This window comes from Lactiplantibacillus dongliensis (assembly GCF_005405105.1).
GTDB classification, from domain to species: domain Bacteria; phylum Bacillota; class Bacilli; order Lactobacillales; family Lactobacillaceae; genus Lactiplantibacillus; species Lactiplantibacillus dongliensis.
The window spans coordinates 13,626-40,184 of sequence record NZ_BJDK01000020.1 but is presented as its reverse complement, the minus strand read 5'-3'; the positions used below and the strand labels follow the sequence as shown (position 1 = coordinate 40,184).

Here is a 26,559-nt window from a genome sequence, read left to right as displayed (position 1 = left end):
ATAATGATCCTGTATCAACAATATCAATTGAGGTGATTGCATGCAAGTGATTCAACAAAAATTAGCCGCACCGCATGTCGAACTGGTCGGTTTATTGCGTGATCCAGATCAAAATGCCCATTTAACCAAGCTGCCCGCCATTATTATCGTTCCCGGTGGCTCATATACCCACATTCCACGTGAACAGGCTGAAAGTTTGGCCCTCGCTTTTGCTGGGCATGGCTACCAAGCCTTTTATTTGCGGTATTCCTTTATCGATGAACATACACCACTCGGCTTAAACCCCGTTTGGGACTTAGGACGCGCCGTTCAGCAACTTCATCAACATGCCGAAGCGTGGCAATTAGATCCTGATCAAATTACGGCAGCCGGCTTCAGCGTCGGTGGTCATATCGTCGCGCTGTATAACGACTACTGGCATACCCAAGTCGCTGAAAAGCTATCGGTACCAGTGGCTGACTTAAAATTAGCCAATACCATTTTAGGTTATCCGGTCATCAGTCCCTTACTCGGCTTTCCAAAAGACGCGGCTACCTTGGCCAAATGGACGCCTGAGCCCCAGCAATTAGCTGCTGAACAACACGTTAATGCTGATAATCGGCCAACCTTCATTTGGGGTACCGCCGATGATCCCATCGTTCCAGCCCAAAATGCTTTAGCCTATGCGAGCGCCTTAGCGACCGCTAACATTACTTACGAACTACATCTTTTCCAACACGGTCCCCACGGCTTGGCGTTAGCCAACTCACAGACGGCTTGGAAACCGGATGCCAATCAACCGCACGCTGCTCATTGGTTGACCTTGGCCTTAGAATGGTTAACGGCACAACGAGAAAATCAGTTTGCTTAACTTTGTGATAAAGCATGCTGCTTGTTGACCAGTCTTATAGCTGGCACAACAATGCCCCGCTTTAAGATCAATTGGCTTAATGATCACGGAACACCAAAAAGGTCGTTACTGTTTTTCAGCAACGACCTTTTACTTTATAAGTACGACCGGTAAAACAGTCGCCATTTTAATAATTTCCGGGCATATAAAACGTATAGCCATTCCATCACTTCTAGCCAGACCCAGCCTAGTAAAAGCGCCCCGACCGTATCAGTCGGATAATGCGCCTGCAAGTAAACCCGTGACAACATGACTAGAATCAGCCAAGCCACACTAGCAGCTTGCAACACATCGGCCCAACGATAACTAGGTAACTCTGGCACAATCAAAACAACCACAACGGCAACCACCATAAACGTCCCTAAAACGTGGCCACTCGGATAACTATAACCCGTATCTGACGCGAGATGCCCTAACGGCCGGGCGCGTGCAACTAAATGCTTAAAGATAAACTCAAAGATATTCCCACCAGCCAATAATGCCAGCGCCCAGAAAGCTTGAATTTTATATTTAAACCCGTACAGCACAAAGGCCAGTATGACCATCCACACGATATCGCGCCCTGGTGAAGCTAGCCACGAAATCACGGTGAACACGCCGGTAAAGAATCCGTTTTGCCAGACCGTTACAATGGACGTTACCCCGGCATCAAGTAGATCAATACCAACCGCACCATCACTAATAAAATAGCTCAGATAGGCAAATAGAATGACTGCAATGACAAATTTGACCGGCCGACTACGCGACTTATCGATCATCAAGACAAGAACCCCCATTAATTTAGCAATTATGGAAATTATACCATAACCCCCGCTGTCACCGTAGTATCGCCATCAATTTGTTAGTGAACATTAAAATATCTCAAAGATATCAAAAATTTATCGTTTATTAATATAAAAACAGTTATTATTGATTTGACCTTAGAAATTTTCGGTATTTTTTCAAACTCAATTAAGTTTCAGATAATGGGGAAAAATGCTAAACTATGGGTAGTCTTTACATAACCAATGGAGGAAATGTTCATGGAAGATATGCCAAGCAGATCACAGATGCATCAACAGGAAGGCCCAAACGGCGGCGGCCCCAAGAAGAAACATCCCGTTCGTAATATTATTTTAATTGTCATCGCCGTGTTAATCGTGGGGATTGGTGCCTTTGCCGCGCGGACGTACTTTAACGCGAAGAATGCCGCTAAAATCGTCTATCAAAGCAGTGGCATTAAGAAGTCTCGGAATACTAGTGCTGTGCTAAACGGTAAAAAGCCGGTTTCAATCTTGTTACTCGGGACTGATACTGGGGCACTCGGTCGGGACTACAAAGGCCGGACTGATACGATCATTGTGGCAACCATTAACCCGTCAACTAAGACGACCACGTTAATGAGCTTACCGCGAGACTCAGAAGTTGCAATCTCTGGCTTTGAACAAGACTTCCCAGCTAAATTAAACGCAGCCTACGCTTACGGGAGTGCCGGCACAACCATTAAGACCGTTCAAAAATGGTTGAACGTGCCGATTGACTACTACGCTTTGATCAACATGGGTGGCATGAAGAAAGTCGTTGATGAAATCGGCGGCGTGGATATTTCACCAATCCGGAGCTTTTCTTATGAAGGGTATCATTTCATCAAAGGCAACAAAGTGCATATGAATGGTGCCAAGGCCTTAGCCTACTCACGGATGCGCTATGATGATCCATTGGGTGACTATGGCCGGCAACAACGGCAACGGCAATTGATTACCGCTATTATTAGTGAAAGTGCCAACGCCACTAACTTGATGAAGCAAGGATTCATGAAGTCCATTGCCAAACAAACACGGACCGACCTAACTTTCGGTAACTTAACGAGCATTGTTACGAATTACCGGACCGCAACTAAGAACATCGTCTCTGACCATGCGCAAGGTAGCGGTAAGATGCTTGATGGCCAATCGTTTGAAGTTGTCCCACAATCCGAAAAACAACGCGTAACGAACGTCTTACGGAAGTCACTAGATTTGAAAGCAGCGACGACTGGTGAGAAATACGCTAACAAGTGATCAATAAGTTATAACCAAAGTAAAAGCATCGCGGACAACTAGTCCCGATGCTTTTACTTTTTTAACACGCTTATAAATACACTTAACATTAGTCAAAATCACCGCCTACCGGTTGGTTGCTAAATGACTGAACTGAAAATAATCAATCGTTATTTTTTTATATCCGTTAGTTAACGTCGGGCGGGCCAGAATTGGCTCAGTGGTGTCGTTTCACTTAGTCGATGATTTTCCGACTTAGTGAAAGACCGGCTTTCGAGACCGCACTATGGCTCGAAAACGTGGCCACCACGTTCCAGCCGATTCTGGACCAACCAGAGTGAAAATTTAAGCCAACTAGTACCAAGCGTCGCACCTATAACAATTTAAATCGCCGCCATTGTAACAAACAAAAAGCAATTAACCGATTAACTAACTCGGCAACCAAGAAGCCAACCGCAATTGCCCCCGTAATCGTCACAACTTGCAACGTAAAGCCGATGGCGGCCCGATAATTGCCTAACGCAAAGTTACGCACCATTTGATAGGCTTGGCTTCCGGGCACGAACGAAACCAGACTGGGAATGTTAAAAATTATTGAAGGCATCTTTTTATAATGCGCCGCTAAATTACTCAACACGCCGATGCCGACTGACCCGATAAAACTACCCAAAACGACCCCGCCGTCAAAAGCTTGCACAATCAAGTAGGCTCCCCAAGTTAGGGTCCCAATCCAACCGGCAATATTGAGGGCCCGCCGTGGAATATTAATAATCAGGCCAAAGCCAAGAACAGCAATATAGGCTAACACGAGCTGACCAAACCAATTCATGGTGTTTCCCCCTTTAAAAAAGCGTAATGACCACGGCAATTCCAAAACCGAGCGCCGCCGCACTAATCATCGCTTCGACGGCTCGCGCCGGACCACTCACAAAATTACCTGCTAAAATATCGCGTACCGCGTTCGTCAACGGCACCCCGGGCACTAGCGGCATCAACGCCCCGATAATAATATCATCCACATTAGTCCCCCAGCCCAGCTGGACGAGCCATTCAGCTGCGACCCCAATCACTAATGCGGCAACTAGCTCACTTAAAAATTTAATTTTTAAATAACGGTTCAATAAGTAAAAGACTAAGTAACCCACAACCCCAATCACAACCGTTGGCCAAGTGTTTTCGACTTCGTGCCGAAACATGATCATCAACGGTCCGCTGACTAGTGCCGCTCCAACCAGTTGCAGCCAGAGTGGAAATGAACGCGACGCCTGATCTAGTTGACTTAGCCGCTGATGCAACGTCGGCAAATCAATGGTCTGATCCGCAAAGGCCCGTGAAAGCTGATTAACTTGCGCGACTTTCTCCAAATCAATTGTGCGCTTGTTGACCGCAGCAATCTGGGTGGCATTCCGCCCTTGAATCGACATCATCACCCCGGTAATCGTCACGTAAGTGTTCGCTTGTACGACACCAGCATTTTGGGCAATCCGAATCATCGTATCATCGACCCGTGAAATTTCAGACCCATTTTCAACCATAATCTTACCGGCTTTTAAACAAGTCGCAATAATTAGTTCATCCGTGGTCATCATCCGACTGGCCCCCTACTTTTTAATACTTTAACTTTAAGCTAAAAACCGTCAGCCGCCTACCCTAAACCGCTAAAAAAGCAAAAAAAAATCGGCTAACGAAGTTTCCTTCGTCAGTCGATTTTCCGAAACTCCTATAAAGTAGGAGTTAGCCGTTTAAGCTGTTAATTAGTCTTTTGTAACGTTAACTGCTTGTGGGCCACGATCGCTTTCTTCAACGTCGAATGATACAGCTTGGCCTTCTTCAAGAGTCTTGAAGCCGTCTTCTTGGATAGCTGAGAAATGTACGAATACATCACTACCGTTTTCGCGAGTGATAAAACCAAAACCTTTATCGGCGTTAAACCATTTAACTGTTCCATGTTCCATAATAAAAAATCCTCCTAGTGCTTTTTTGCACATATAAATTGATGTATATCATGATTCGGTGCAAATTGGGGATAGTTTATTGAAACGATCTGACCAAAATTACCTAACCAAGCTACAAGAGTAATTGTAGCATATTGTTATCGAAAAGGATAGCGAATCCGACGAATTCCCTAAAATTCTTTATAACTGGATAAAAAAAGCAGAATATCAACGCCATTTTTACACAGTTTGTTCAGGATGGTATGAATAATTGACGCTACTTAACAAATATATTATGGGCCGCTTTGTAGCTCACTGGAACCTGCTGCCCAGTTGCTTTCACTTCAATCGTCACCGGTCCTTCAAACGGATCGTGCTTGATTACGGTCACATCTTGACCAATCTTCAATTGAATATCGTGTAAATAAACCAATAAATCATGGTTATCAATGAACCGTTCAATCACTACGGCTTGACCGTCTTCAGTATCAGCCAACGCCACATGACTATCTTCAGTATAATGACCATCCTTATCAGGAATCGCCCCACCATGAGGACAATGCGTCGGATGATCCAAGAAATCTTCTAGTGAATCAACTAAGCGTTCACTCGTCACGTGTTCCAAGACTTCGGCTTCCGTATGCACATCTGGTAAATCATAACCTAACTTATCAACTAAGAAATCTTCCCAGATACGATGCTTCCGGACTAAAGTCTCCGCATAGCGAATGCCCTTTTTAGTCAATGAAATACCAGCGTAAGGGGTATGCTTGGCTAACCCTTCTTGCACTAGCTTACCGACCATTTCCGTTACAGAACCAGCCGCAATGTCCAAACTAAGCGCAATCTGCTTATTGGACACTTTCTTCTTTGTACCGCCAAGTTCGAAAATAATTTTTAAATAATCTTCCTTCATGGGGGTCATGAATATCCGTCACCTCAACTAATTAATAAATCGCCATTTTAAATGATAGTGCAATTATCGTACTACATTTACACTTTTTTTGCTACTGATACTGGTTAAGATTAAACTTGTTACTCTGGTCCGCTCGCCATTAAAAAACTAACGACCATTTACTTTAACCAGCAGATTGACAACAAAATTGACTAGCATCAAACACCTACCGCCAAATGGCCTAGTCCCCTTCATAACTGAACCAACTAATTTAATTATTAAACCGCCTGACTAATTCAGCTAACACGCTTGCAGCTTAGTAATCATCGTGCCATAATTAAATTGTAGCGCAAACCAATTGCTTTTGGTTGCAACCGTTTTAAATTTCTTGAATTTTACCGGTAGCTTGCGTCAATACTAAGGAGGAACCGCATCGTGAATGATGATGCTCAATTATCCATTACCCAATTAAATGATTCTTTGCAACACAAAGCCGTTGAAGCCTTTGCGGCGTTTTATCAACGTCTTTTTGATGCTAATAATCTCGAACTCATGTCCAATTATCCGGTTGTCAACTATATGACCGACATCAACGAACATTTGAACTTATCCCGTTTTATGACTAAAGATCAACGCATCACTGATAGTGTTGACTTTTCCTACCAAGATTACTTGAACCTGATTGACAAGTTAGATCAACCTTACTTTGAAAGTGGCAATCCCGCTCAGACTTGGGACGAATGGTATGCCAGTCACTTTGCCCAAGTTTCTAAATCTTAATTTAAGCTAATGAGGTCGGGCCAATTCGGTTCGACCTCATTTTTCGGTAATCGTAATCTGGCGACCATTGATTTTAAGCAATCCTTCCGCCACTAACTGGCTTAGTTGGCGGCTCAACGTTTCTGGCGTAATGCCTAAAAAGCTGGCGAGTTCTTTTTTCTTTTCTGGCAATTCAAATGGATTCGCCTGTTGTTCTTGAGCGACTTGCTGCAAGTAAACTAAAATACGATTTTTCGACTTTAAATTACCAGTGAGCGCGCTGACCGATTCTAAAGCCGTCAATCGATCCCCTAAAATGTTCAACAAGTTCAACGCCACTTGCGGGACCCGTTGCATCAAATCTTGGAAGTCAGCCCGGCCAATTGAACAGATCCACGTATCTTCAACGGCTTCAGCATAATTAAAATGTTGCCGCCGCGCAAATAACGCCGCCTCACTATCAATGGCCCCTGACCGCAACATATAGAGCACTTTTTCTTTACCATTGGCATTGAGCTGATAAACTTTCACCCGGCCTTGATCCACAATCAACATCCGCTCTAGTGGTGTCGTTGGCGCATACAGCTGGGTTCCTCGTTTGAATAACTGCTGATGAACCGAAACTTTGACTAATTCCCGAATATCCGAATCTGCCAATCCCTTGAAGATTGGGGCTGCTTGCACACATCTAAACGCTGAATGTGACATATTCCCACCTTTTCTTGATAATTATCAATTTTTAACCGGTAAACTTAGTATACACTAAAGGTATCAACTAATGGAGGCTTTGAACTTATGAAAATCTATCGTGCAGAACTTGTCCCACTAAATGCTAATGCCATTGGTACGGCCGCCCATGGTCAGGCCGTATTGATTGAAAATGGTGCTAACTTGACGATTAACTTAGAATTATTCGATACCCCAGCAAACATCCAACACTGGGAACATTTCCATGGCTTCCCAGATAATCGGCCAGCCGAAATCGCCACGAGCGCGCAAGATGTTAATCACGACGGCTTCGTTGACCTTCCCGAAACTGGTGCAGTTTCAGGAACAACGATGGTGCCACTAGATAATGCGCCACACAAAATGAACATTCCTCATGATGATTATCCGGTTGCTGACGCCAATGGCCACTTTGCCTACACTAAAGTGGTCCCATTAGCTGAATTGGATGCCAAATTTAAAGCTACTTTCAATGACAGTGACTTAGCCTTGGACAAACGCGTTATTTACGTTCACGGTGTCACCGATGATGTCGTCTTACCCGACACGGTCGCCGGCGCAGTGGGTCACTATTCAACGCATGTGACCTTACCCATTGCGGTTGGCAAGATTGAATTAGTTAACTAAATCTGATAATTACTAGAAAGCACTAAACGATTAATCAAACGCTTTAATTTGATTAGTTGTTTAGCGCTTTTTTCTATCTTGCTAGCCGAAACGTGTTCGCCCTGACTGCGCCTTCCGCTTGCTACGCCAAGTCAACCATGCGGAAAATCACCGCATAATTGACCCTCTTTCTATCTTGCTAGTCGAAACGTGTTCGGGCCAACTGAAGACTGCGCTTGCTACGCTATCAGCACAATGCCAAAACTGCATTACCTATTCTGCTAGCCGAAACGTGTTCGCCCTGACTGCACCTTCCGCTTGCTACGCCAAGTCAACCATGCGGAAAATCACCGCATAATTGACTTAGCTAGGCAATGCTCAGGTGCAACCCGTCAGCGCTCTCACTATACAAAAAAAGACCCAAGCTTTCCCGCATCACTTGGGTCCTACTGGTAAGAATCATCACCGGGCAATGGAACACTACTTCTAGAATTCTATTACACGTTGTTTTATGCACGATCACTACCTGGTCTAAGCCAGGCATCTCTCAGCGCTGTTTCGCGCTCTGTTGTAAATCTCTTTGCAAAGCTAAACTTCAAAACACGACCAACATGACAACAGTCAATCCAGCCATAAGATCGATTGACAAGCGGAAAACTTGTTTGTCCGGTGACTTACCGACTCTTACCGTCTTAAATCTACCATTAATTAACCGGTTTCACAAGCCAGAAGCTAGTGTCGCTTTACTTATTTCACCGGATAAACTCGATAATGGGGCTCGCCATCCGCGATGTAGCAGTACAAGCACTGCGTTTGCGCCTCGTCAAAATACCCTAGATTCAACATATGGTGGCCCTCGCGTTCTTCAATGCCTTGAAACGCATTAATCATAAAGATTCGCATCATTTCCATTTGCTTCTTATGGGCACTCGCCTTTTGGGTGGCAGCGGCCAACGTAAAGCCTTCATCGAGCATCGCTTTAATCCAATGAACCCGCATTAACGTGCCGTATGAAAACCGATGTGCACTATTTTTTTCAGTGGTCGTTTCACTATGGATATAATTTTTTTGTTCCCAATAACGTAGCTGAGTCTGCGAAACCCCCGTTGTCTTGGCCAGATCACTAATACCGACGGTAAATTTATGCTTGTTAATTTGCGATTTTAATTTTTTAAAGAATACCTCGTCTTGATTGTTCACGAAATAACCTCTTTTCTTAGATTTCCAATATTTAGTATATATTTTTTAACATTAATGTCAAGTTTGTTGACATTAATAGCTAATCGGCTTATATTAGACAACGTAGTTTTTTAGAGAGAAGGGATTCACTTGTCAACCACTGTTGATACCAATGGGAAACCGTACAAACGCGGCTTACTCATTGCAATTTTACTAATCGGGACATTTTGTACAGTCCTTAACCAAACGATTTTAACGACGGCCTTTCCAACCTTAATGAAGGCTTTCGACATTACAACCTCTACCGTCCAATGGCTAACGACTGGTTTCTTACTAGTCAACGGGATCATGATTCCCGTTAGTGCTTGGCTCAGTACTCGTTTCAGTACCAAATGGTTATATTTATCAGCGATGACCATTTTCGAAATTGGGACCATCATTTGTTTTACAGCACCAAACTTCCAATTCCTACTCGCTGGACGGTTAATCCAAGCGATGGGCGTTGGGGTCACCATGCCGTTACTACAAACGATCATGTTAACCATCTTCCCTGCGAATAAACGGGGGGCTGCCATGGGGATGGCCGGTATCGTTATCGGCCTAGCCCCAGCGATTGGCCCCACCTTATCCGGGTGGGTCATCGATAACTTAAGCTGGCGTGACTTGTTCGGTTTAATTATCCCAATCGTCGCCGTCGTCTTGATTGCCGGGCTATTCTTTATGGCCGATGTCTTAGAAACCTCGAAACCCAAGCTCGACTTCCTTTCCTTAGGGATGTCCACACTAGGTTTTGGGAGCTTACTTTACGGCTTCTCCTCAGTTGGGGATGATGGTTGGACATCTGTTAAAGTCTTGACCACCTTAATCATTGGGGTCGTCATGATTGTCTTATTCGTCTGGCGTCAATTAACCATGGAAAAACCATTCTTGGAATTCCGGGTCTTCAAACACTCTGAATTCACGGTCGCTGCCGTTTTAAGTTCGGTGACCAACATGGCTATGGTCGGCGCCGAAATGGTTATTCCATTGTACTTGCAAATCATTCATGGGTTCTCAGCGTTTCAGTCTGGGTTAACCTTACTCGCCGGTGCTTTAATGATGGGGATTATGAGTCCCATTACCGGGCGGGCCTTTGACCGCTTCGGCGCTAAACGTCTGACCACCCTTGGGATGTTCTTATTAACTGCCGGGACGATTCCTTTCATCTTTATCACCCGTGATACGGCCACGATTTATATCGTCGTCTTATATGCCTTACGGATGTTCGGAATTTCGATGGTTATGATGCCCGCCACGACTGCCGGGATGAACGCCTTGCCTGTTGATATGATGGGTCATGGGACAGCTGTCAACAACACCATTCGCCAAGTGGCTAGTTCCATCGGGACCGCCATCTTAACGTCAGTCTTGTCCAACGTCACCACGTCACAAGCGCCAGCCCATAGTTTGATCAAGCGCAACCCACTTGGCTACAAAGACCAATACTTTGATGCCACTCTAAATGGGTATCACGCGGCTTTCTACGTGGCCGTGGCCTTCTGTCTCGTTGGTCTCGTTGTTGCCTTCTTCATGAAAGACAAACAACATTCAGTTAAACCAGTTACAAAGGGGGCTAACAACTAATGATTCTCGTCTTATTAGTACTTAGTACGCTTGCGTTATTCTTAACCTTCGTCTATATGCGTCAATCAACTATGCGACTGACCTTGACAGCTATCTTTGGAATTGCGCTCGTCGCTTCACTAGTCTTAGTCGTCCGCAATGACAGTGCCCACTACGGCATGGAAAAAGTCACCACGACCAAAACCACGCCTTTAAAATCCGCTGGTAGTGATCAAATGGACTTATTACTGTACCAATCGGTTGGGACCGCCGATAAAAATCGGGTCTATATTTATAAGCAGACCACTGATCAAAAGAAAGTCAGTCATACTGCCGCTAGCATCAAGACCACGAATCAAGTCAAGCGGACCACTGGCGCCACCAAGTTAGTGACTAAAACAACACGCTGGACTTATAAAAGTCAGGCTGCTAAGTTCTGGTTTGGGATTGCTGACAACGACCACGAATTAGTCAGTCATCACAATACCTTCTACATTAAGAAGAATTGGGTCGTTTTAAGTACGACGCAGGCCAAAAAGCTCAGCACACTCGCTAAACAACAAGCCAAGACCTTGAAATCACGCGCTAAAGTTTACGTGGGTAATGAAGTTAAGGCCGCTATGATGAAAAATCCGTCATTGTCAAAAGCCCAACTAGCAAAACTTGAAAAGGCTGCGGCCGCTAGATTCCAAGCGCAAGCCATGCAAAGTATGCTTCAACAAGTCAAAACTAGTAAATAGGCCACCGTGACCTAACGCTAAAAGCGCCCGTCGTAATCGAAACTGATTACGACGGGCGCTTTTTGACTGTCCTTTACGACTTAAACTGTTCGATACAAAAATGACGTTCATGACAGTTAGGACAGATCAAGCGCCGCGTCTTTAACGTGTGTCGCGCCCAAATACCTGCCCACAATGTCGGCTTAAAGACCGTTTGACAATGCGGACACCGATAATTAACGGCGCCAAAGTAATGATAGACTAAACCAGCTGCCCCGATAACGGCAAACAGTACCGCTACCCCAAACGGCCACCACTGTCCCCGGACAACGCCCCAAATTAAAGTCGTCAATTCTAAAATATCCAACAAAATGCCACCCACTACTAACCGCCAATGAACGCGCTGTAATCCCTGTTGATTAGTCATTAACTGTGTTATGTCCGTAATGGATTTAATTGGCACGTTAGTCAGTTCGTCTAAGCCAGCTTGCAGTTGATTGATTTGAGCTAGTTGCTGCGTTGCTGTTGCTTGCTGAGCTTGTAGTTTTGCTACTTGCGTTTGCAGTAAGCCGTGTAAGACGGCCGTGGCTTCATCACTGGCCAAAACGGCCTGAATGGCCTTCAAAGATAACCCCAGTCCTTTTAACAGCAGAATCAACTTTAGTCGATCCAAATCTGCCGCCGTATACAATCGCCGCCCACCAGCTGTTGTGGTAGTCGGCCGCAATAGTTGACGTTGATCATAATATTGAATCGTGCGTACCGAGACTTGGGCCAACTTAGCTAACTCACCAGTCGTATATTCAGACATGACTTCCACCTCCACCGTTAGTTATAGCGGATGACGTTGCGTCATGAGCAAGCCCTTTCTGCGATTATTGCGAAGAAAGTTATACTTGCCGAGTCACAATATTTCCCGGGCAATTGACACCGGACGCCATGGACAACTCAACCGCTATCGATTGCCAACCAATACAAAAACACGGTCTAACTGAAAAATTCCAGCTAAACCGCGTCACTTATTTACAAATCCTAATATTGAACTAACTGACGGCACACTGTTCACAAAGTGGCATCAAGTCTTTTAAGTCCTCAACGGATGAGCCATTTTCTAAGAAGCAATTGACCATATCTAGCCAATATTGATCGTCGGCACTAAATGTTGCATGTTCATCTTTACAAGGTAATAAACCTGCCTTGGTGTATGCCACGATTTTATCAGCAGCGACCCCGCTTTGGGCTGCTAATTGTTCCAGAGTCATTTTCTCTCACCATTTGTCCTTTCAAAATTTCAATGAGCTTATGTTACGCCCCCCGCTTACGAAATGCAAGCAATAATTTTCTGGCAACTTTATTAAAATGATATGATAATAATCTTCACTGTTTTCACCAAAAAGTGTACACTATTATTTATCAGTTTTAAAAATTTTGAATGTGAGGTGACCCCAACAATTATGAATGCTGACCTAACTTTTCGCAGTGGTTTAAAAGACGTCATTCCAACACTTTTTGGTTATATCGGGGTTGGCTTAGCGATGGGCATCGTAGCCAATACGAGCCACCTGTCAGTGCTTGCCGTTTTACTCATGTCGCTCATTGTTTACGCGGGTTCCGCCCAGTTTATCATCATTAGTATGCTGCTGGCTGGTAGTCCAATATCCGCCATCGTCCTCTCAACGTTTCTCATTAATTCTCGGATGATTCTCATGAGCATGTCACTAGCCCAATATTTTAAGCAAGATTCCTTACTAAATAATATTGGAATTGGCTCATTATTGACCGATGAGACCTTTGCCTTGAGCATGAATAAGCTAAATCAGACCGACCACCGGCTAAAACCTAACTGGCTACACGGTGCCAACTTATTAGCCTATGCTATCTGGGCGTTAGCAACTGTCGTGGGCTGTCTCCTAGGTCATCTTATTACCGATCCAAATCAATTTGGTTTAGATTTCGCCGTCGTTGGGATGTTTATTGGCCTATTATACTTACAAATGATCACTGATCGCAGTAAACCAATCAAATTGCAATTATTAGTTGTCATCTTTGTTGCAATCACCATGTATTTCTTAATGCGCTGGTTCCCAGGTAACATCGCCTTACTCCTTGCGACGCTCTTAGGCTGCGGCTTTGGAATGGCGGTGAGTCCGCATGACTAATTATATTCTAATCACGATCTTACTAGCCGGCCTCGTCACCTGGCTATCCCGTGTCGTACCATTTGCCATTATTAAGAACTTAACGGTCCCCCGTTGGTTAATTAACTTTCTGTCATTCGTCCCAGTCGCCATTATGACCGCCATCTTTATTGAAAGTTTACTCATCTACCACGCTGGACATTGGCCCGGCTTTAATCTAGAAAATATCTACGCGTCCATCCCAGCAATCGTTGCCGGCGTGCTCACTAAGAGCCTACTAGCCGTAGTTATTACAGGGGTGCTTGCCATGGCTGCCATTCGGTTACTTGGTTGGGGCTAATATCGCTCGATTACAATCACGCTTCAACTACATTATCGACATGCCAATCGCTAACCTGATGAGTCCTGGCCAAGCTATATAATACTGTAACCAATAGCTTCCTCGCGGGATATTCAGGCACACACGACCACGTTCCAACCGATTCTGAGCCAACCAGCGTGGCAATTTAAGCCAGCTAGCACCAAGCGTACTATTAATATAGTAGAAAAAAGATCCAGCCTTCGTTTTTTAACGAAAACTGGATCTTTTTTTGACTTAGCGTTGCTTTGGTTTTGTTTGAATTTGGCTGAAACGTGTTCCCTGGGGCAGCGGCTTCCGCTTAGCTACGCTAGTCAATCACTCGGAAAGTTCACCGAGCCATTGACTAGCTAGGCTATGCTCAGCAGCTGAACGCCCCAGCTCGCACTCTTTTTAATACCAGCCGTTAGCTTGCCAATGCGCTTGGGCAGCTGACCATGAACCGTAACGTGATGAAACGTAGTTGTTTGCAACGCGTTCTTGGTTAGCAGCTGAGTAGTCACCGTTCAAGTATGATGAGCTTAATTGGTATTTCCCGATATATTGACCATTACGAGCGCTGTATGAACCGCCGGATTCTTTGTTGGCAATCCAAGCTTTCGCAGAACCATCTGAACCACTCGTTGTTGCTGAGTAGTTTGAGGCGTTGTTGGTCGTCGTAGTCGTTGCAGCAGCTGGGGTGGTGTTCGCCGTTGTTGCTTGACTAGTCGTCGTTGCCGTCGTCGTAGTTGCTTGGTTATTTGACGAAGCTTGAGTGGTTGATCCATTAACTTCTAATTGTTGGCCAACGTAAATTAAGTTAACGTTCGCTAAAGAATTAGCTGATTCAATTGCTGAGATCGTCGTATTGTTGGCGTTAGCAATTGAACTAACCGTATCGCCGGCTTTAACAGTAACGGTGTCGGCATTGACTGCGGCAGCACTGAAAACAAATAAGCCAGCTGCAGCTACGGTTGATAATAGTAAACTCTTAATCTTCATATAAATTTCTTCACTCCTGTGATTTGGGTAAGTTTCGATAAAGCGGGTATGACCATTTGATCGCCGCGCTTAACAACAGGAGCTAAGTATACCGGCTGGATGTAACAGTGCAATAGCAGTTTTATTACGATTTGACCGGTTTTCTGTAACATAAGGCCAATTTTGTAATATTTTGTAATATTCAAGCCGGAATCAGCGGGTTATTTTTCAGAAAGCGAACCAGTTTCTTTCACATTTTCGTCAAACTGAAAGCGATTGAATAACCGGAATGGCTTTATCTTGGCTAGTAAACCAAGTATAATAATTAAAGTATACTCAGCAGGTCTCATTTGACTGCTAAATTATCGCTTAAGAAATGGTTAATTACCAAAAAATATCGATTTTAAACCAAATTTTCGATAAGAAACCATTATAAAACCGTTAAAAGCTTTACTTAGCCGGTGAAATCAAGTAACTTTAGCAACGAAACCTGAGTATTCATACTATAGTAGGAATTAACTTAAACTTTACAGATTGAGAGATGAACAGACATGTGCGGTTTTGCTGGTTGCTTAACAGATCGAACCAAAGCGGATAACGCGGCTTACGATCAGACCATCCACGAAATGACAAAAATGATTGTCCATCGGGGTCCCGATGACGACGGTTATTTTGCTGACGACCACATTACAATGGGGTTCCGACGCTTGAGTATTATTGACTTGGAAGGTGGGCATCAACCCCTTTCCTACGACAACGAACGTTACTGGATGACCTTTAATGGTGAAATCTATAACTATGTTGAATTACGGGAACAATTAAAAACAGAAGGCTATGAATTTAAGACCAGTTCTGATTCAGAAGTCATCTTAGCCATGTATGCCAAATACAAACAAGACACCACTAAATATTTACGCGGCATGTTTGCCTTTGTCATTTGGGATAAGCAGGAACAAACCTTGTTCGCTGCCCGCGATCAATTCGGAATCAAGCCATTCTACTATGCCATCAAAGACGATAATTTCTATTACGCCTCTGAAAGCAAAGCCATCTACAAGATTCTGAAGGATAAGACCTTTGATAAGAATGCCATGCAAGATTACATGACCTTCCAATTCGTCCCAGAACCTGAGACGTTAACTAAAGAAATCAAAATGCTAGCCCCCGGCTGTTCTTTAACGAAGAAGCTAGGTGCCGCACCTCAAGTCAACCGTTACTACCATCGTGAATTCCACCCCGTTAAACGGACGGAAGCCGAATATGCGCAAAAGATTAAAGACGCGCTCTTTGACTCAGTTAAGATTCACATGCGTTCGGACGTCCCAGTGGGCTCCTTCTTATCTGGCGGGATCGATTCTTCGATCATTGTCGCCATTGCTAAGAACTACAATCCAAACCTCGAAACGATCTCGGTCGGCTTTGAGCGTGAAGGTTATAGCGAATTAGATGTTGCCCAAGAAACAGCCCAAGTCTTAGGCGTTAAGAACCACAGTATGACGATTACGCCGGAAGCCTTCATGAAGGCCTTTCCGCACTTCGTCTGGAGTATGGATGATCCGTTGGCTGACCCGGCCGCTGTGCCGCAGTACTTCTTAGCCAAAGAAGCTCGTAAACACGTCAAAGTCGCCTTAACTGGCGAAGGCGCCGACGAACTCTTTGGTGGTTACACCATTTATCATGAACCCGAATCATTGAAGCCGTTCCGTTATACGAAACCAATCAATGGCGCGCTCAAGAAGATTGGTTTAATGATGCCAGAAGGTATGCGCGGTCGTTCATTCTTACTACGGGGAACCACGCCGCTTGAGAATCGTTACGTTGGGAATGCCTTTATCTTCGGTGAAGATGAAAAACAAAAATTCATTAAAGACTACAATCGCAACCATCCGTTCCAGTCGATTACCCAACCATTTTACGATGAATCCGTCGACTACGATCCAATCAGCCGGATGCAATTCATCGATATGCACACTTGGTTAAACGGTGACCTCTTGCATAATGCTGATCGGACCACAATGGCCCATAGCTTGGAACTCCGGACCCCCTTTGTGGACCGCGAAGTCTACAACTTGGCCGCCGAGATTCCAGCGGACTTACGCATTAGTCACGGCACAACCAAGTATATCTTGCGCAAAGCTGTCGAAGATGTGGTGCCAGAACATGTCTTACATCGCAAAAAGCTCGGCTTCCCAGTACCAATTCGCTTCTGGCTAAAAGATGAAATGTACGACTGGGCTGAAAACATCATTAAAAGCTCGCAGACGGATCAATACTTTAATAAAGCTTACTTCTTGAAGTTGCTCTCTGATCATCGTGACGGTGTTCGTGACAATTCCCGGAAGTTATGGACCGTCTTAACCTTTATGATGTGGCACAAGATCTACGTGGAAGACGATATCTTAATGGATAGTCCGACCGCTAATGCGCATGCCAGTGCCATCGAGGAGTAAAATCATGGAAATTATCGTGCAAAAATTTGGCGGGACGTCCGTTAAAGACGATGCCGCGCGCAAACAAGCGCTTCGCCACGTCCAATACGCCGTCGACCAAGGCGATAAAGTCATTGTGGTCGTTTCGGCGATTGGTCGTAAAGGCGCGCCCTATGCGACCGACTCCTTACTGGGGTTAGTACATGGGGAACAATCACGGCTAACCAACCGGGAATTAGATATGCTCGTTTCCGTTGGTGAGACGATTTCGACTGCCGTCTTTACAGAACTAGCTCGCGAACAAGGCTTAAACGTCGTGGCGATGACCGGCCAAGATGCCGGCATTGTCACCAGTGATGAATTCCAAAACGCCAAGATTTTACGGGTCAAACCGCAAGCCATCAATGACGCTTTCGACGATGCCGATGTGGTCGTTGTCACCGGCTTTCAAGGTGCCACCGCATCTGGCCATATCACGACGATTGGCCGCGGCGGTTCCGATACGTCCGCAGCCATTCTAGGGGCGGCGTTTAAAGCCAAACGCGTCGATATCTTCACGGATGTCAACGGGATGATGACCGCTGACCCCCGCTTGGTTACTCATGCGCGCTTCATTAAAGCTATTAGCTATGAAGAATTAGCCAACATGGCACATGAAGGGGCAAAAGTCATTCACCCCCGGGCCGTGGAGATCGCCGAACAAGCACACGTGCCAATGCGGATTCGATCAACTTACCAAGCGCCCGATGAACTCGGAACCTTGGTTACCGACCGCACCACCACCCAGATTGAACACTACCGGACGGTCACTGGGATTGCCCATCAGACTGGGCTGACCCAGTTCACCGTCCCAACGGATACGTTGAGTTCCAGTGAAATCTTTGAACTCATGGCCGCCCACGGGTTGAGCGTTGACTTTATTAACATCACTCAACACCAAGTGGTCTTCAACCTAGTGAATGGTGATGCCAAAGTTGCCAAGGCCTTATTGACCAAGGCACATGTCCACTGCCAAGCCATTGGCGACTGTGCCAAAGTCTCCGTTGTTGGGGCCGGCATTACCGGGACGCCCGGTGTGACCGCTAAGATTGTGACGGCCTTAAGTGCCCAGCATATCGACATTTTACAATCGACTGATAGCTATACCACCATTTGGGTCTTAGTTAAAGCCGCTGATTTAAAAGTTGCAATGAATGCGTTACATGATGCCTTTTTAGGTATCGATGATTAAACCATTAATGAGCCGCCAGATTATTTTGTCTGGCGGCTTTTTTAGATACACAGCGTACTTTTGGCTAACGACCTAAATGTGCTATATTGGAAATATTGAAGGTGACGCTTATTCAACCAACTAAAACTCCGACCGCTGATGTCGGCGACTTTATGAAAGTTGCTGCTTGTACAGCGGTCATGCTACAAACGGTTCTAGCTTTCGGACTAACGACCCACCCCAGTCTGCCAGTTCAACGTGGGATTGGGTTTACTTATAATCTTGTTAAATTCACAGCACCCGTGTTTATTTTTGGCATTTTCTACACGACTAACCGCCAGACTTATCCCAGTCAGTTAACCGCTTATCCACATTATTTACGCCAACAATGGTCCGCACTATTCTTCCCAACGATTGGCTGGACACTGGTCTACCTATTCGCGATGCCCAACTTACAACAGCATCAGCCTTATCACGACGCGCTTAGCTTTAGCTGGCAATTGATCAACGGTAATGCGGCACCGCACTTGTGGTATAACACCATGATGTTGCAATTTATTATCCTCATGCCGCTATTCTGGTACTTATTCCGGCGACTGACGCAACCGCGACGGCTTTGGCTGACACTCAGCCAAGTAACACTTGGTTACTTGGCTTGGTTAACCTGGTATGATATTGCGGTTTGGCAGGGCCCCCAATCGCAAACGTGGTACTTATTGGATCGTGTCTTTATTAGTTTCTTACCGTACGCGATACTTGGCGGGCTGGCTTGGCAATACCGATCGTCAGTGACCGCTTGGTTGCAACGTTGGCGTTGGTGGCTGGCGGGGGCTTATTTACTCAGTCTAATTAGCATCAATTGGGAATTCGCCCAATTCGGCACGCCGGTCAAGCTCAGTAACGCGCCTTATTATCAACCGTTGATGACCATCTACGCCCTGCTGGTTATCGGGCTCATTGCTTGGTTGGCCACGCATCAGTTACAGCGCCAAGCCGCTAGTCTACCACTCATTCATTGGCTGGCCACTTACGCCTATCGTGCTTACCTGGCAAATGTCTTCTGGTTACAGGTGTTTTGGACCTGGATGGCGCCAACATTTAGCCAACGCCCCATCTGGTTAATTAGTCTTACCTACTTACTCACTTGGCTAGCGTCGTTTGCCACGGCGTTCGGCTTGCATTGGGGCTGGTCAATGCTCAAACAGCCGTTAGAAAATTCTCACAAACAGTGACTTTTCAGCGAATTGCATGTATTCTAAAGAGAGTAAATTACGACATTTATTGAAAAGGACGTATCTATTTATGAAAGCAAGTCAATTAATTAATAGTTTAAAATTCAAACGCGTTGCACCCGCGTTAACGACTGACTTTGACGTCACTATGTTGACCCAAGATACTCGCGAAATCAAACCCGGCGCCATGTTCATCGCCGTCGATGGTTACCACGTCGATGGCCATACGCTGGTCGATCAAGCCGTCCAAGCCGGTGCGAAAATCATCGTTGCTCAAAAACCAATTAACGTGACGGTACCGGTCATTTATGTAGCTAATACTGAACGGGCGATGGCTATTTTAGCCGATGTCTTTTACGGCGCACCGAGTCAAAAGATGCGGATGATCGGTGTTACTGGGACCAATGGCAAGACAACCGTGACCCACCTGATCGAACAAATTTATCGGGACCAACATCAAGCAACTGGCTTGATTGGAACGATGTATCGTAAAATTAAAGATAACAAATTTCCAACTGCCAACACAACACCAGATGCCATCACCACTCAACGAACCTTAGCCGCCATGCGGGATGCCCAAGTAAACACCGTTGCCATGGAAGTCTCCTCGATTGCCTTAGTGCTAGGTCGTGTTTGGGGAATCGATTACGATATTGCCGTCTTCACCAACTTGACGCAAGACCACTTAGACTTTCATAAGACGATGGCCAACTACGCTGAAGCCAAGGCCATGTTGTTCGCCCAACTCGGCAACAAATACGGCGCTAACGGGACTGAAAAAGTTGCCGTTTTAAACACTGACGATCCCATTGGGCGGGAATTCGAACAGTACACCGCGGCACACGTCTTGACCTTTGGCTTAAAGCCCGATGCGATGATCAACGCGCAAAACGTGCAAATCCACAGTCATGGCACTGAATTTGATCTATCGGTGTTCGGTCATGTGACCCATGTGACGATGCAACTGATTGGCCAATTCAACGTCTACAATATGTTGGCGGCATTCGCCGCGGCCTATGCAAGCGGTATTCCTGAGGATCAAATTATTGCGTCCTTAGAAAAAGTTACCGGGGTCAAGGGTCGCTTCCAAGCAGTGCCATCACACACGGGTGTCAGTGTCATTGTCGACTACTCCCACACACCCGATGGCCTATTAAACGCCTTAGAAACTATTCAAGATTTCGCGAAAAAAGACATTTATTGCGTCGTCGGCTGTGGTGGTGACCGGGATAAAGGTAAACGGCCGAAGATGGCTAAAATTGCGGTTGATCGCAGTACTAAGCCAATCTTCACTTCCGACAATCCCCGGACGGAAGATCCTGAGATGATCTTACAAGATATGGTCGCTGGCGTACCCGATGCTAATGTCCCCGTTTACGTTGACCGCCATGAAGCGATTGCGACCGCCATTGCGCAGGCTCAACCTGGTGATGTCGTTCTAATCGCCGGTAAGGGACATGAAGATTATCAGATTCTCGGTCGGACCAAGCACCATTTTGATGACAGCGAAGAAGCTGCCAAAGCTTTAGCTTTAAAACCAACGATTGATTAACTGTTAAAAAAGGATTGCTAACTACGCCAGTTTAAGAGCTGTTAGCAATCCTTTTTTAGATTTTAGGCAGCTCACAAACCGCTTTATGCCCAAAATACTAGTCCCAATCTCAATCTGAATTAACGTCTCCAGTTGCTGATCACTCTGATGGCTGTTGGAGCCTTCGAAGTCACCACTTTTGACTACAAACTAAAACATGCCACGATAACTAATTCCGGTTATCGTGGCATGTTTCGATTAATGGTCCAAAAAGTCCGTTTCATTCCAAGTTTCAATCTCAAACTGTTGATTATCGGTGGTTTTCACAATTGTTAAGCTATCGTTATCGACAATGCCATGCCCAATCGTTGGCAATTCATGGCCATTAATGACCAATGGATCACGAAACTCAGCCACCGGAATGCCTAATAACGCTTTGATGGTCATCGTGGTTACCAACCCGTGAGATACCATTAAGATTGGCTTGGGATTATCAACACCTGCCAAAGTCACCGCATCGTGAACTGCAGCGGTTGTCCGCTCAACAAATGCCGCATAGCTTTCACCTTCCCCTGCTAGTTCTGGCTGATATTGCGCTGGATGATGGAGCAGTAGTTCCATTTGCGATTTCGGTTGCACATCGCCTTCTCGTAAGCCGTCCCAAGTCCCAAAGTTAAACTCCCGTAAACGCGGTTCAATCTGAATCGTTGGCTGCCACTGATTTTCAGCCACGATATACTTGGCCGTATCCAGTGCCCGCTTTTGCGGACTACTGTAAACTTGCGCGAAGTCGATGGCTTGCAGTCGCCGGCCGGCTGCTTTGCCGCCAGCAATACCACTCGCTAATAAAGGTGAATCAGAATTACCACCTTGGAATCGATGTTCAAGGTTATATTGGGTACGACCATGTCGCACAAAGTAAATTTGCATGGGTTAAGCATCCTTCCTAACTTAATTGCTACGTTAAGTTTACCCGTTCTCACCGGATAAAAAAAGTCTAAGGCCATCGCCTCAGACTTTTCTCACTAAATTGCTTTAATCATATGCGCATACGGATGAATCCCAATCGTCAATTCACCGGCTTTTTCAAAGCCTTGCCGCCGATATAACTTAGCAGCACCGGGATTACCATCATCCACGTTTAAGCTCAACTTGGCCGCGCCTTGTGGGGCAACCAACTTAGGCAATGCATCCAATAACTGACTACCGATTCCTTGCCCCTGCGTCTTCGGATCAACCGCCAACATACTCAAATACCACTCACCCGGTTGGCTTTCACCGCCTAAGACTAAGGGTCCTGGGAACCCCGGTTGTGCCGCCGAAACTTGTTGCAGCAATTGATTAACCTTAATTTCATTTTCGGCTGGATGACCGAACGCCACCCCGAATACTTTGGCGCCTTTAGCAGCCACAAACGTCTGCGCTACTCCGGTTAGGTTTTCCTTTTTTTCGTACAAATTGGTTAGCATCGCTAACAAATCAGCCCGCGAGACAGTCCGCAAAATCGGCATCTCCATATCACGATAAATCATCCCGATTAACGGGGCAATTTGCGTGGCATCATCTGGTTGTGCTTGTCGAATCTCCATACTTTAACACTCCTTCATCATTATTTTTATAATTTAAATTATCTTTTTAAGTTCACTCAGGACTTATCGTATCAAATTTCGCTAAGTATCGTCAATCTTGTTGCTTTGCGACGTGCCGATGTTCCAACGTCATCACCCAAGTCGTGACTGGCACCGTCAAAATAACCCCAATTAATGAGAACAAAACCATGAGTACTTCGGCAACAAATATTTTATTATTAATCACACTGCCAAATGAATAATGCAGACCGGAGAACCAAATAAATAGGGCTAGAAAACCGCCGAAGAAGCCGAAAAATAGCGTGTTGAATGTTGTCCCAATAATCTGCTTACCGATACTAATGCCATCAATATATAGTCGCGCAGTCGTGACGTGCGGATGCTGTTCGATAATTTCACTTAGCCCCGCCGCAATCGCAATACTTGCTTCAGCAATCGCCCCTAGCGTACTTAAGATTGCTTCGGTAACAGCGACCCCAACAAAGGACACGCCAATCGTCAGCGACATGCCTTCCAAGTCTTCACTGTCTTCCAGACTAAAGCCTTGGGCCATAATCCAATGCTCCACGGGAAAGATGACTAGAATCAGTGCTACCATCACAATTAAAGCGGCGATGTACGCTGTTTTGGCCGCCAACTCGTTATCTTCACCAAAGAAGATCGTAAAGGCCAAAATGATCGTCCCAATCACCAGCGAGACGCCCATTGCTGGAAAGCCCCAAGAAATCAAGACAACGGCTAAAAAGAGCAAGCCAAAGTTAAAAATCAAGCTCAAAAATGCCGTAGCACCAGTTTTACCACCAATAATCGTCATCAAGGCAAACAGGACTAAACCTAATACCGTAATCGTACTCATGCGGCCGCCTCCTGACTGGGTAATAACCGACTAGCCAACCAGCTCGCCACGGGAATCGCTAAGACAATGCCAATCCCTGAGATCAAGCTCTGCACCATGCCCAGTGACATATTCATCGAAAAGGTATATCCCCAGTTATTGCCGTTACGTAAGTAAAGTAACGTCATCGCAAAGGTATCCGCCATAAAGATCAAAAAGAGCACATTAATTAACGGGCCCATAATGGAATGGCCAATTTGCAAGCCTGATTTAAACACTTGATTAGGGGCAATGTCCGGTCGTTCTTGTTTAAGTTGAAATAACGACGCCACAATATCGGTCGATTCATCCATCACGGCACCCAAAGAACCGAGCACCGTTTCAACTAAGAATAGCGGTCGCGGCACTTGGGTCACATATTGCATCGCTTCATAAGTCACGCCCCGTTCATGCGTCACCGCAAAGACAATCAGACTAATCACAACCGCAATCCCAGTCCCAGCAATGGTCGCGCCAAGGGTCACCAGCATCTGGCGAGAAAAGCCTTGCACGAGCCAAAGTGTTAATACGGCAAAAATCACCGCCAGCACCCCGAATAGTGAATAGAGGTGACCACCGTTCGTCATTAGATCGAGCTGAATCGCTCCGTAAAAGAGGACCGCATTCAGCGTGACACTCAATAAAGCCATTAAGCCGCTAAACCGCATAATCAAAAGTAACAGTGCTAAGGCTAACCACGCAACAAACGCTAAAGCGGTATCGCGTTTTAATCCTTGAATCGTCACCGAACTGCTTTTGGCAGCCGGCACCCGCACAAAGACTTGATCGCCGACCCGATAAGCTTGATCCATCGCCCCCGACTTAGTATACGTATTACGCAGCCGATAGACCTGCCCTTGATGGCGATGGTTCAAGATGCGCACCGTCACGTTTTGCTGATAAGTCACATCTTTGTTCTGAAACTCATCGGTACTACTGTTGCGATTAATCGCCTGAACCTGCGTTACTTTGGCAACCGTCTGCTGGTATAACGGCGCATCCCAGCGGGTCAAGCCGACCCCAATCAATCCGAGCACCACGACGATTATCGTTAGCCATAATCCCCAGTGGCGTTTCACTTGCTGCTTCACTGTTTTCACCCTTCTCACTTAAGCTAATCCCAGCATAGCACGGGTTACGGCCGTTGCGCTGGTTGTGAGCTAATCTTTACCAGAAGTTTGGATTTTCGTACGTAACGCTTTGAGCCACTCGATCTCGGTCGTCGCGGCAACCCGCTTAGCTTGAATCAGCCCACGGTCAATCAAGGCCAAGGCTGGCGCAGCTTGATGATCAACTCGCCAAGTATACACGGCTTGCAGCTTATACTGCGTTAAGGGGGTATAACGCTGGCGTAACCGTTGCGCGCCCGCATCCTGATACCAGCCAATAAGCTGCGCACCCGGCCGATTAGCGATTAAATTCCAATAAATCGTCGCATCCAGATAGACGGCTAAATCCGCTGGTGGCAACGTATTAAAGCTAGGGGCTAACCGATCCAAGCCGGCCAATAAATCTGGCAACTGTAACCCATGCTGCAGGCCCCATTGCAATGTCACCCAAGCTTGGCGAACCACTAAATAATTCTGCCGATCACCACCAGTTGGCATCAAGATCGCGTCCACAGGTAAAGTTGCCACGCTCCCTGTCATCACCGTTGTGGCCGCGGCTAGTTGCGTGACGTAAGCAGCCGTTAACGCGGCATTCGAAGCGCGCGCCGTTTTAAAGTCTAACGCGCCGGTTGGTCGACCATGCAGCATCATTGGCAATAACTGCCCGGCTTTGAGCGTGTTGACCCAAATCCAGATGACTACGACCATCAACCACAAGTTGAACGTTACCGTAACTTGGGCCATCGTCACCAGACTAATAATGACTGTCAACAAGCTAAATAACCCGCCACTAAAACAAATACTGGCATAGTTGAAGCGTTTGGCATCGGTTGGCGGTAAGGCGACTAAGTGGGGATAACTCGTGAGCGGTCGTTGCCAGTGCCAATGGCCATTGACATGGGCAAGCTGATAGCGAAATCCAGCGACTAGGACCACTTGTGAGCCACTTAACCGATAACCTAACCACTGGCCAACCAAATAAATCCCAGTCGCCACCAGTTCACTCACAATTAACGCCAAACCTAACCAACCGACCGTTGCCAAGAATTGTCCAGCAACTTGCATGATGTCACTCCCATTTCCGCAATTTCTATTAAATTAATTATAACAAGAAAAGCGTCAACTGACGGCACAAAACCTACTCGGAATTGCCGTTAGTTAACGCTTTAATTTATGCAGATTCAATTTGGTGCTGATTATCAGCTTCTGCGGGTCCATCCGGTGCAGCACCGGCATCCATGGCGTCCATCACATCGGTCACCGCATCGACTAAGCCATCACTAGTTACCGTAGCACCGGTGACGGCATCGATATCGACGGTCTGCTCAGTCAAAATGCGATGCACGACCTTAGGAATCGCCTGCTTTTCTAACCCGTGAAGCTTGGTCCCCGGCTTAACTTTGATACCGGTAATCCGATCAGCTGAAAAAGAAATGGTTAACGGCAAATCATGCAAGTAACCGTCACCAACGATTTTATAGGCACCAGCTCGATATTTAGCCATTTTACTCCCATCCTTTCACATCTCGTTAGCGCTTCCATGTTTATCTTAACACGGTCATGCCGGGATTTAGCGGCGGGAATGATTGGTTTTTACTATGGATTTATAGGTAACGGGAATTAGTGTCAGTTGGTGTTAAATTGGCAGTCCTGTCGCTGACTTTAGTGCAAGTGTTTTATTCAGAGTTCAATTCAACTTTTAAGACTATTATATGGATACGCTTGGTACTAGTTGAACTCGCCGCCTGCCGGTTGGTTCCTAAAACGCTGGAACGCCATGGGCCATTTTGAAGCCAAAGTGC

Annotated in this window: 28 protein-coding genes; 12 read left to right on the top strand and 16 right to left on the bottom strand. The window is 45.9% G+C overall.

The features are described 5' to 3' along the window. Positions 1 to 40 precede the first annotated feature (40 nt). Positions 41 to 850, top strand: a complete 810-nt coding sequence (locus FFM80_RS08865) for a lp_1002 family arylesterase (RefSeq protein WP_137640459.1) — start codon at positions 41 to 43, stop codon at positions 848 to 850. A 134-nt stretch (positions 851 to 984) separates the two neighbouring features. Here FFM80_RS08865 and FFM80_RS08860 read toward each other — a convergent pair whose 3' ends face one another. Then, complete coding sequence (locus FFM80_RS08860) at positions 985 to 1,647, bottom strand: phosphatase PAP2 family protein (RefSeq protein ID WP_137640475.1); 663 nt, start codon at positions 1,645 to 1,647, stop codon at positions 985 to 987. Between the two features lie 264 nt (positions 1,648 to 1,911). On the opposite strand from FFM80_RS08860, the gene FFM80_RS08855 reads away from it, so the two are divergent. Then, positions 1,912 to 2,928 (top strand): LCP family glycopolymer transferase, encoded by a 1,017-nt coding sequence (locus FFM80_RS08855; protein WP_137640458.1) that lies wholly within the window; start codon positions 1,912 to 1,914, stop codon positions 2,926 to 2,928. Between the two features lie 352 nt (positions 2,929 to 3,280). Here FFM80_RS08855 and FFM80_RS08850 read toward each other — a convergent pair whose 3' ends face one another. The 4 genes from FFM80_RS08850 to FFM80_RS08835 all read right to left on the bottom strand — a co-directional run bounded on the left by FFM80_RS08850 (position 3,281) and on the right by FFM80_RS08835 (position 5,766). Further along, entirely contained in the window at positions 3,281 to 3,736 is a 456-nt protein-coding gene (locus tag FFM80_RS08850; protein WP_137640457.1) for a threonine/serine exporter family protein, read from the bottom strand. A 13-nt stretch (positions 3,737 to 3,749) separates the two neighbouring features. Beyond that, positions 3,750 to 4,493 carry a threonine/serine exporter family protein gene (locus tag FFM80_RS08845; RefSeq protein WP_137640474.1) on the bottom strand — a complete coding sequence of 248 codons (744 nt, stop codon included), beginning with the start codon at positions 4,491 to 4,493 and terminating at the stop codon, positions 3,750 to 3,752. A gap of 168 nt (positions 4,494 to 4,661) precedes the next feature. Next, positions 4,662 to 4,862 (bottom strand): cold-shock protein, encoded by a 201-nt coding sequence (locus tag FFM80_RS08840; RefSeq protein WP_137617075.1) that lies wholly within the window; start codon positions 4,860 to 4,862, stop codon positions 4,662 to 4,664. 256 nt (positions 4,863 to 5,118) lie between these two features. Next, positions 5,119 to 5,766 (bottom strand): metal-dependent transcriptional regulator, encoded by a 648-nt coding sequence (locus tag FFM80_RS08835; RefSeq protein WP_137640456.1) that lies wholly within the window; start codon positions 5,764 to 5,766, stop codon positions 5,119 to 5,121. A gap of 405 nt (positions 5,767 to 6,171) precedes the next feature. On the opposite strand from FFM80_RS08835, the gene FFM80_RS08830 reads away from it, so the two are divergent. Further along, positions 6,172 to 6,516 (top strand): hypothetical protein, encoded by a 345-nt coding sequence (locus FFM80_RS08830; protein WP_137640455.1) that lies wholly within the window; start codon positions 6,172 to 6,174, stop codon positions 6,514 to 6,516. Positions 6,517 to 6,552: 36 nt separating this feature from the next. On the opposite strand, the gene FFM80_RS08825 is transcribed toward FFM80_RS08830, so the two are convergent. Then, the gene (locus FFM80_RS08825) at positions 6,553 to 7,203 is read right to left on the bottom strand and encodes a Crp/Fnr family transcriptional regulator (protein WP_137640454.1); all 651 of its coding nucleotides are present in this window, start codon (positions 7,201 to 7,203) and stop codon (positions 6,553 to 6,555) included. Between the two features lie 87 nt (positions 7,204 to 7,290). Here FFM80_RS08825 and FFM80_RS08820 point away from each other — a divergent pair, with 87 nt between their 5' ends. Continuing rightward, positions 7,291 to 7,848 (top strand): hypothetical protein, encoded by a 558-nt coding sequence (locus FFM80_RS08820; RefSeq protein WP_137640453.1) that lies wholly within the window; start codon positions 7,291 to 7,293, stop codon positions 7,846 to 7,848. A gap of 726 nt (positions 7,849 to 8,574) precedes the next feature. On the opposite strand, the gene FFM80_RS08815 is transcribed toward FFM80_RS08820, so the two are convergent. Further along, a complete protein-coding gene (locus FFM80_RS08815; protein ID WP_137640452.1) occupies positions 8,575 to 9,027 on the bottom strand; it encodes a MerR family transcriptional regulator in 453 nt (150 codons plus the stop codon). A 129-nt stretch (positions 9,028 to 9,156) separates the two neighbouring features. Between FFM80_RS08815 and FFM80_RS08810 the strand changes: the two genes are divergently transcribed. Together FFM80_RS08810 and FFM80_RS08805 are read left to right on the top strand one after the other, a co-directional pair. Next, the gene (locus FFM80_RS08810) at positions 9,157 to 10,629 is read left to right on the top strand and encodes an MDR family MFS transporter (RefSeq protein ID WP_137640451.1); all 1,473 of its coding nucleotides are present in this window, start codon (positions 9,157 to 9,159) and stop codon (positions 10,627 to 10,629) included. After that, positions 10,629 to 11,348: a DUF4811 domain-containing protein gene (locus FFM80_RS08805; protein WP_137640450.1), complete on the top strand. Its 720-nt coding sequence runs from the start codon at positions 10,629 to 10,631 to the stop codon at positions 11,346 to 11,348. Before FFM80_RS08810 ends, FFM80_RS08805 begins: the two co-directional genes overlap by 1 nt. 73 nt (positions 11,349 to 11,421) lie before the next feature. Here the strand turns inward: FFM80_RS08805 and FFM80_RS08800 are convergent, their stop codons facing one another. Beyond that, positions 11,422 to 12,138 carry a MerR family transcriptional regulator gene (locus FFM80_RS08800; protein WP_137640449.1) on the bottom strand — a complete coding sequence of 239 codons (717 nt, stop codon included), beginning with the start codon at positions 12,136 to 12,138 and terminating at the stop codon, positions 11,422 to 11,424. Between the two features lie 232 nt (positions 12,139 to 12,370). Then, positions 12,371 to 12,589, bottom strand: a complete 219-nt coding sequence (locus tag FFM80_RS08795; RefSeq protein ID WP_137635565.1) for a helix-turn-helix domain-containing protein — start codon at positions 12,587 to 12,589, stop codon at positions 12,371 to 12,373. 192 nt (positions 12,590 to 12,781) lie between these two features. Here FFM80_RS08795 and FFM80_RS08790 point away from each other — a divergent pair, with 192 nt between their 5' ends. Beyond that, entirely contained in the window at positions 12,782 to 13,486 is a 705-nt protein-coding gene (locus FFM80_RS08790) for an AzlC family ABC transporter permease (RefSeq protein ID WP_137640448.1), read from the top strand. Then, entirely contained in the window at positions 13,479 to 13,805 is a 327-nt protein-coding gene (locus FFM80_RS08785; protein ID WP_137640447.1) for an AzlD domain-containing protein, read from the top strand. The genes FFM80_RS08790 and FFM80_RS08785 overlap by 8 nt, the downstream gene beginning before the upstream one ends. 411 nt (positions 13,806 to 14,216) lie before the next feature. On the opposite strand, the gene apf is transcribed toward FFM80_RS08785, so the two are convergent. Next, positions 14,217 to 14,804, bottom strand: coding sequence for an aggregation-promoting factor (apf, locus tag FFM80_RS08780; protein WP_137640446.1), 588 nt, complete (start codon positions 14,802 to 14,804; stop codon positions 14,217 to 14,219). Between the two features lie 530 nt (positions 14,805 to 15,334). Between apf and asnB the strand changes: the two genes are divergently transcribed. The 4 genes from asnB (at position 15,335) to FFM80_RS08760 (ending at position 21,206) form a co-directional block, all read left to right on the top strand. Further along, entirely contained in the window at positions 15,335 to 17,233 is a 1,899-nt protein-coding gene (gene asnB / locus FFM80_RS08775) for an asparagine synthase (glutamine-hydrolyzing) (protein ID WP_137640445.1), read from the top strand. Between the two features lie 4 nt (positions 17,234 to 17,237). Next, positions 17,238 to 18,443 carry an aspartate kinase gene (gene dapG, locus FFM80_RS08770; protein ID WP_137640444.1) on the top strand — a complete coding sequence of 402 codons (1,206 nt, stop codon included), beginning with the start codon at positions 17,238 to 17,240 and terminating at the stop codon, positions 18,441 to 18,443. A 101-nt stretch (positions 18,444 to 18,544) separates the two neighbouring features. Then, positions 18,545 to 19,654, top strand: a complete 1,110-nt coding sequence (locus FFM80_RS08765) for an acyltransferase family protein (protein ID WP_379853081.1) — start codon at positions 18,545 to 18,547, stop codon at positions 19,652 to 19,654. Between the two features lie 70 nt (positions 19,655 to 19,724). Then, positions 19,725 to 21,206, top strand: coding sequence for a UDP-N-acetylmuramoyl-L-alanyl-D-glutamate--2,6-diaminopimelate ligase (locus FFM80_RS08760; protein ID WP_137640443.1), 1,482 nt, complete (start codon positions 19,725 to 19,727; stop codon positions 21,204 to 21,206). Positions 21,207 to 21,443: 237 nt separating this feature from the next. Here the strand turns inward: FFM80_RS08760 and FFM80_RS08755 are convergent, their stop codons facing one another. From FFM80_RS08755 to FFM80_RS08730, 6 genes are all read right to left on the bottom strand, one after another. Beyond that, positions 21,444 to 22,115 (bottom strand): histidine phosphatase family protein, encoded by a 672-nt coding sequence (locus tag FFM80_RS08755; RefSeq protein ID WP_137640442.1) that lies wholly within the window; start codon positions 22,113 to 22,115, stop codon positions 21,444 to 21,446. A gap of 95 nt (positions 22,116 to 22,210) precedes the next feature. Further along, positions 22,211 to 22,774 carry a GNAT family N-acetyltransferase gene (locus FFM80_RS08750; RefSeq protein ID WP_137640441.1) on the bottom strand — a complete coding sequence of 188 codons (564 nt, stop codon included), beginning with the start codon at positions 22,772 to 22,774 and terminating at the stop codon, positions 22,211 to 22,213. Positions 22,775 to 22,865: 91 nt separating this feature from the next. Then, the gene (locus FFM80_RS08745; protein WP_137640440.1) at positions 22,866 to 23,630 is read right to left on the bottom strand and encodes a YibE/F family protein; all 765 of its coding nucleotides are present in this window, start codon (positions 23,628 to 23,630) and stop codon (positions 22,866 to 22,868) included. Beyond that, complete coding sequence (locus FFM80_RS08740; RefSeq protein WP_379853080.1) at positions 23,627 to 24,748, bottom strand: YibE/F family protein; 1,122 nt, start codon at positions 24,746 to 24,748, stop codon at positions 23,627 to 23,629. The genes FFM80_RS08745 and FFM80_RS08740 overlap by 4 nt, the downstream gene beginning before the upstream one ends. Before the next feature lie 60 nt (positions 24,749 to 24,808). Next, complete coding sequence (locus tag FFM80_RS08735) at positions 24,809 to 25,822, bottom strand: hypothetical protein (RefSeq protein WP_137640438.1); 1,014 nt, start codon at positions 25,820 to 25,822, stop codon at positions 24,809 to 24,811. Positions 25,823 to 25,928: 106 nt separating this feature from the next. After that, positions 25,929 to 26,261, bottom strand: a complete 333-nt coding sequence (locus FFM80_RS08730) for an FMN-binding protein (RefSeq protein ID WP_137640437.1) — start codon at positions 26,259 to 26,261, stop codon at positions 25,929 to 25,931. Positions 26,262 to 26,559 lie beyond the last annotated feature (298 nt).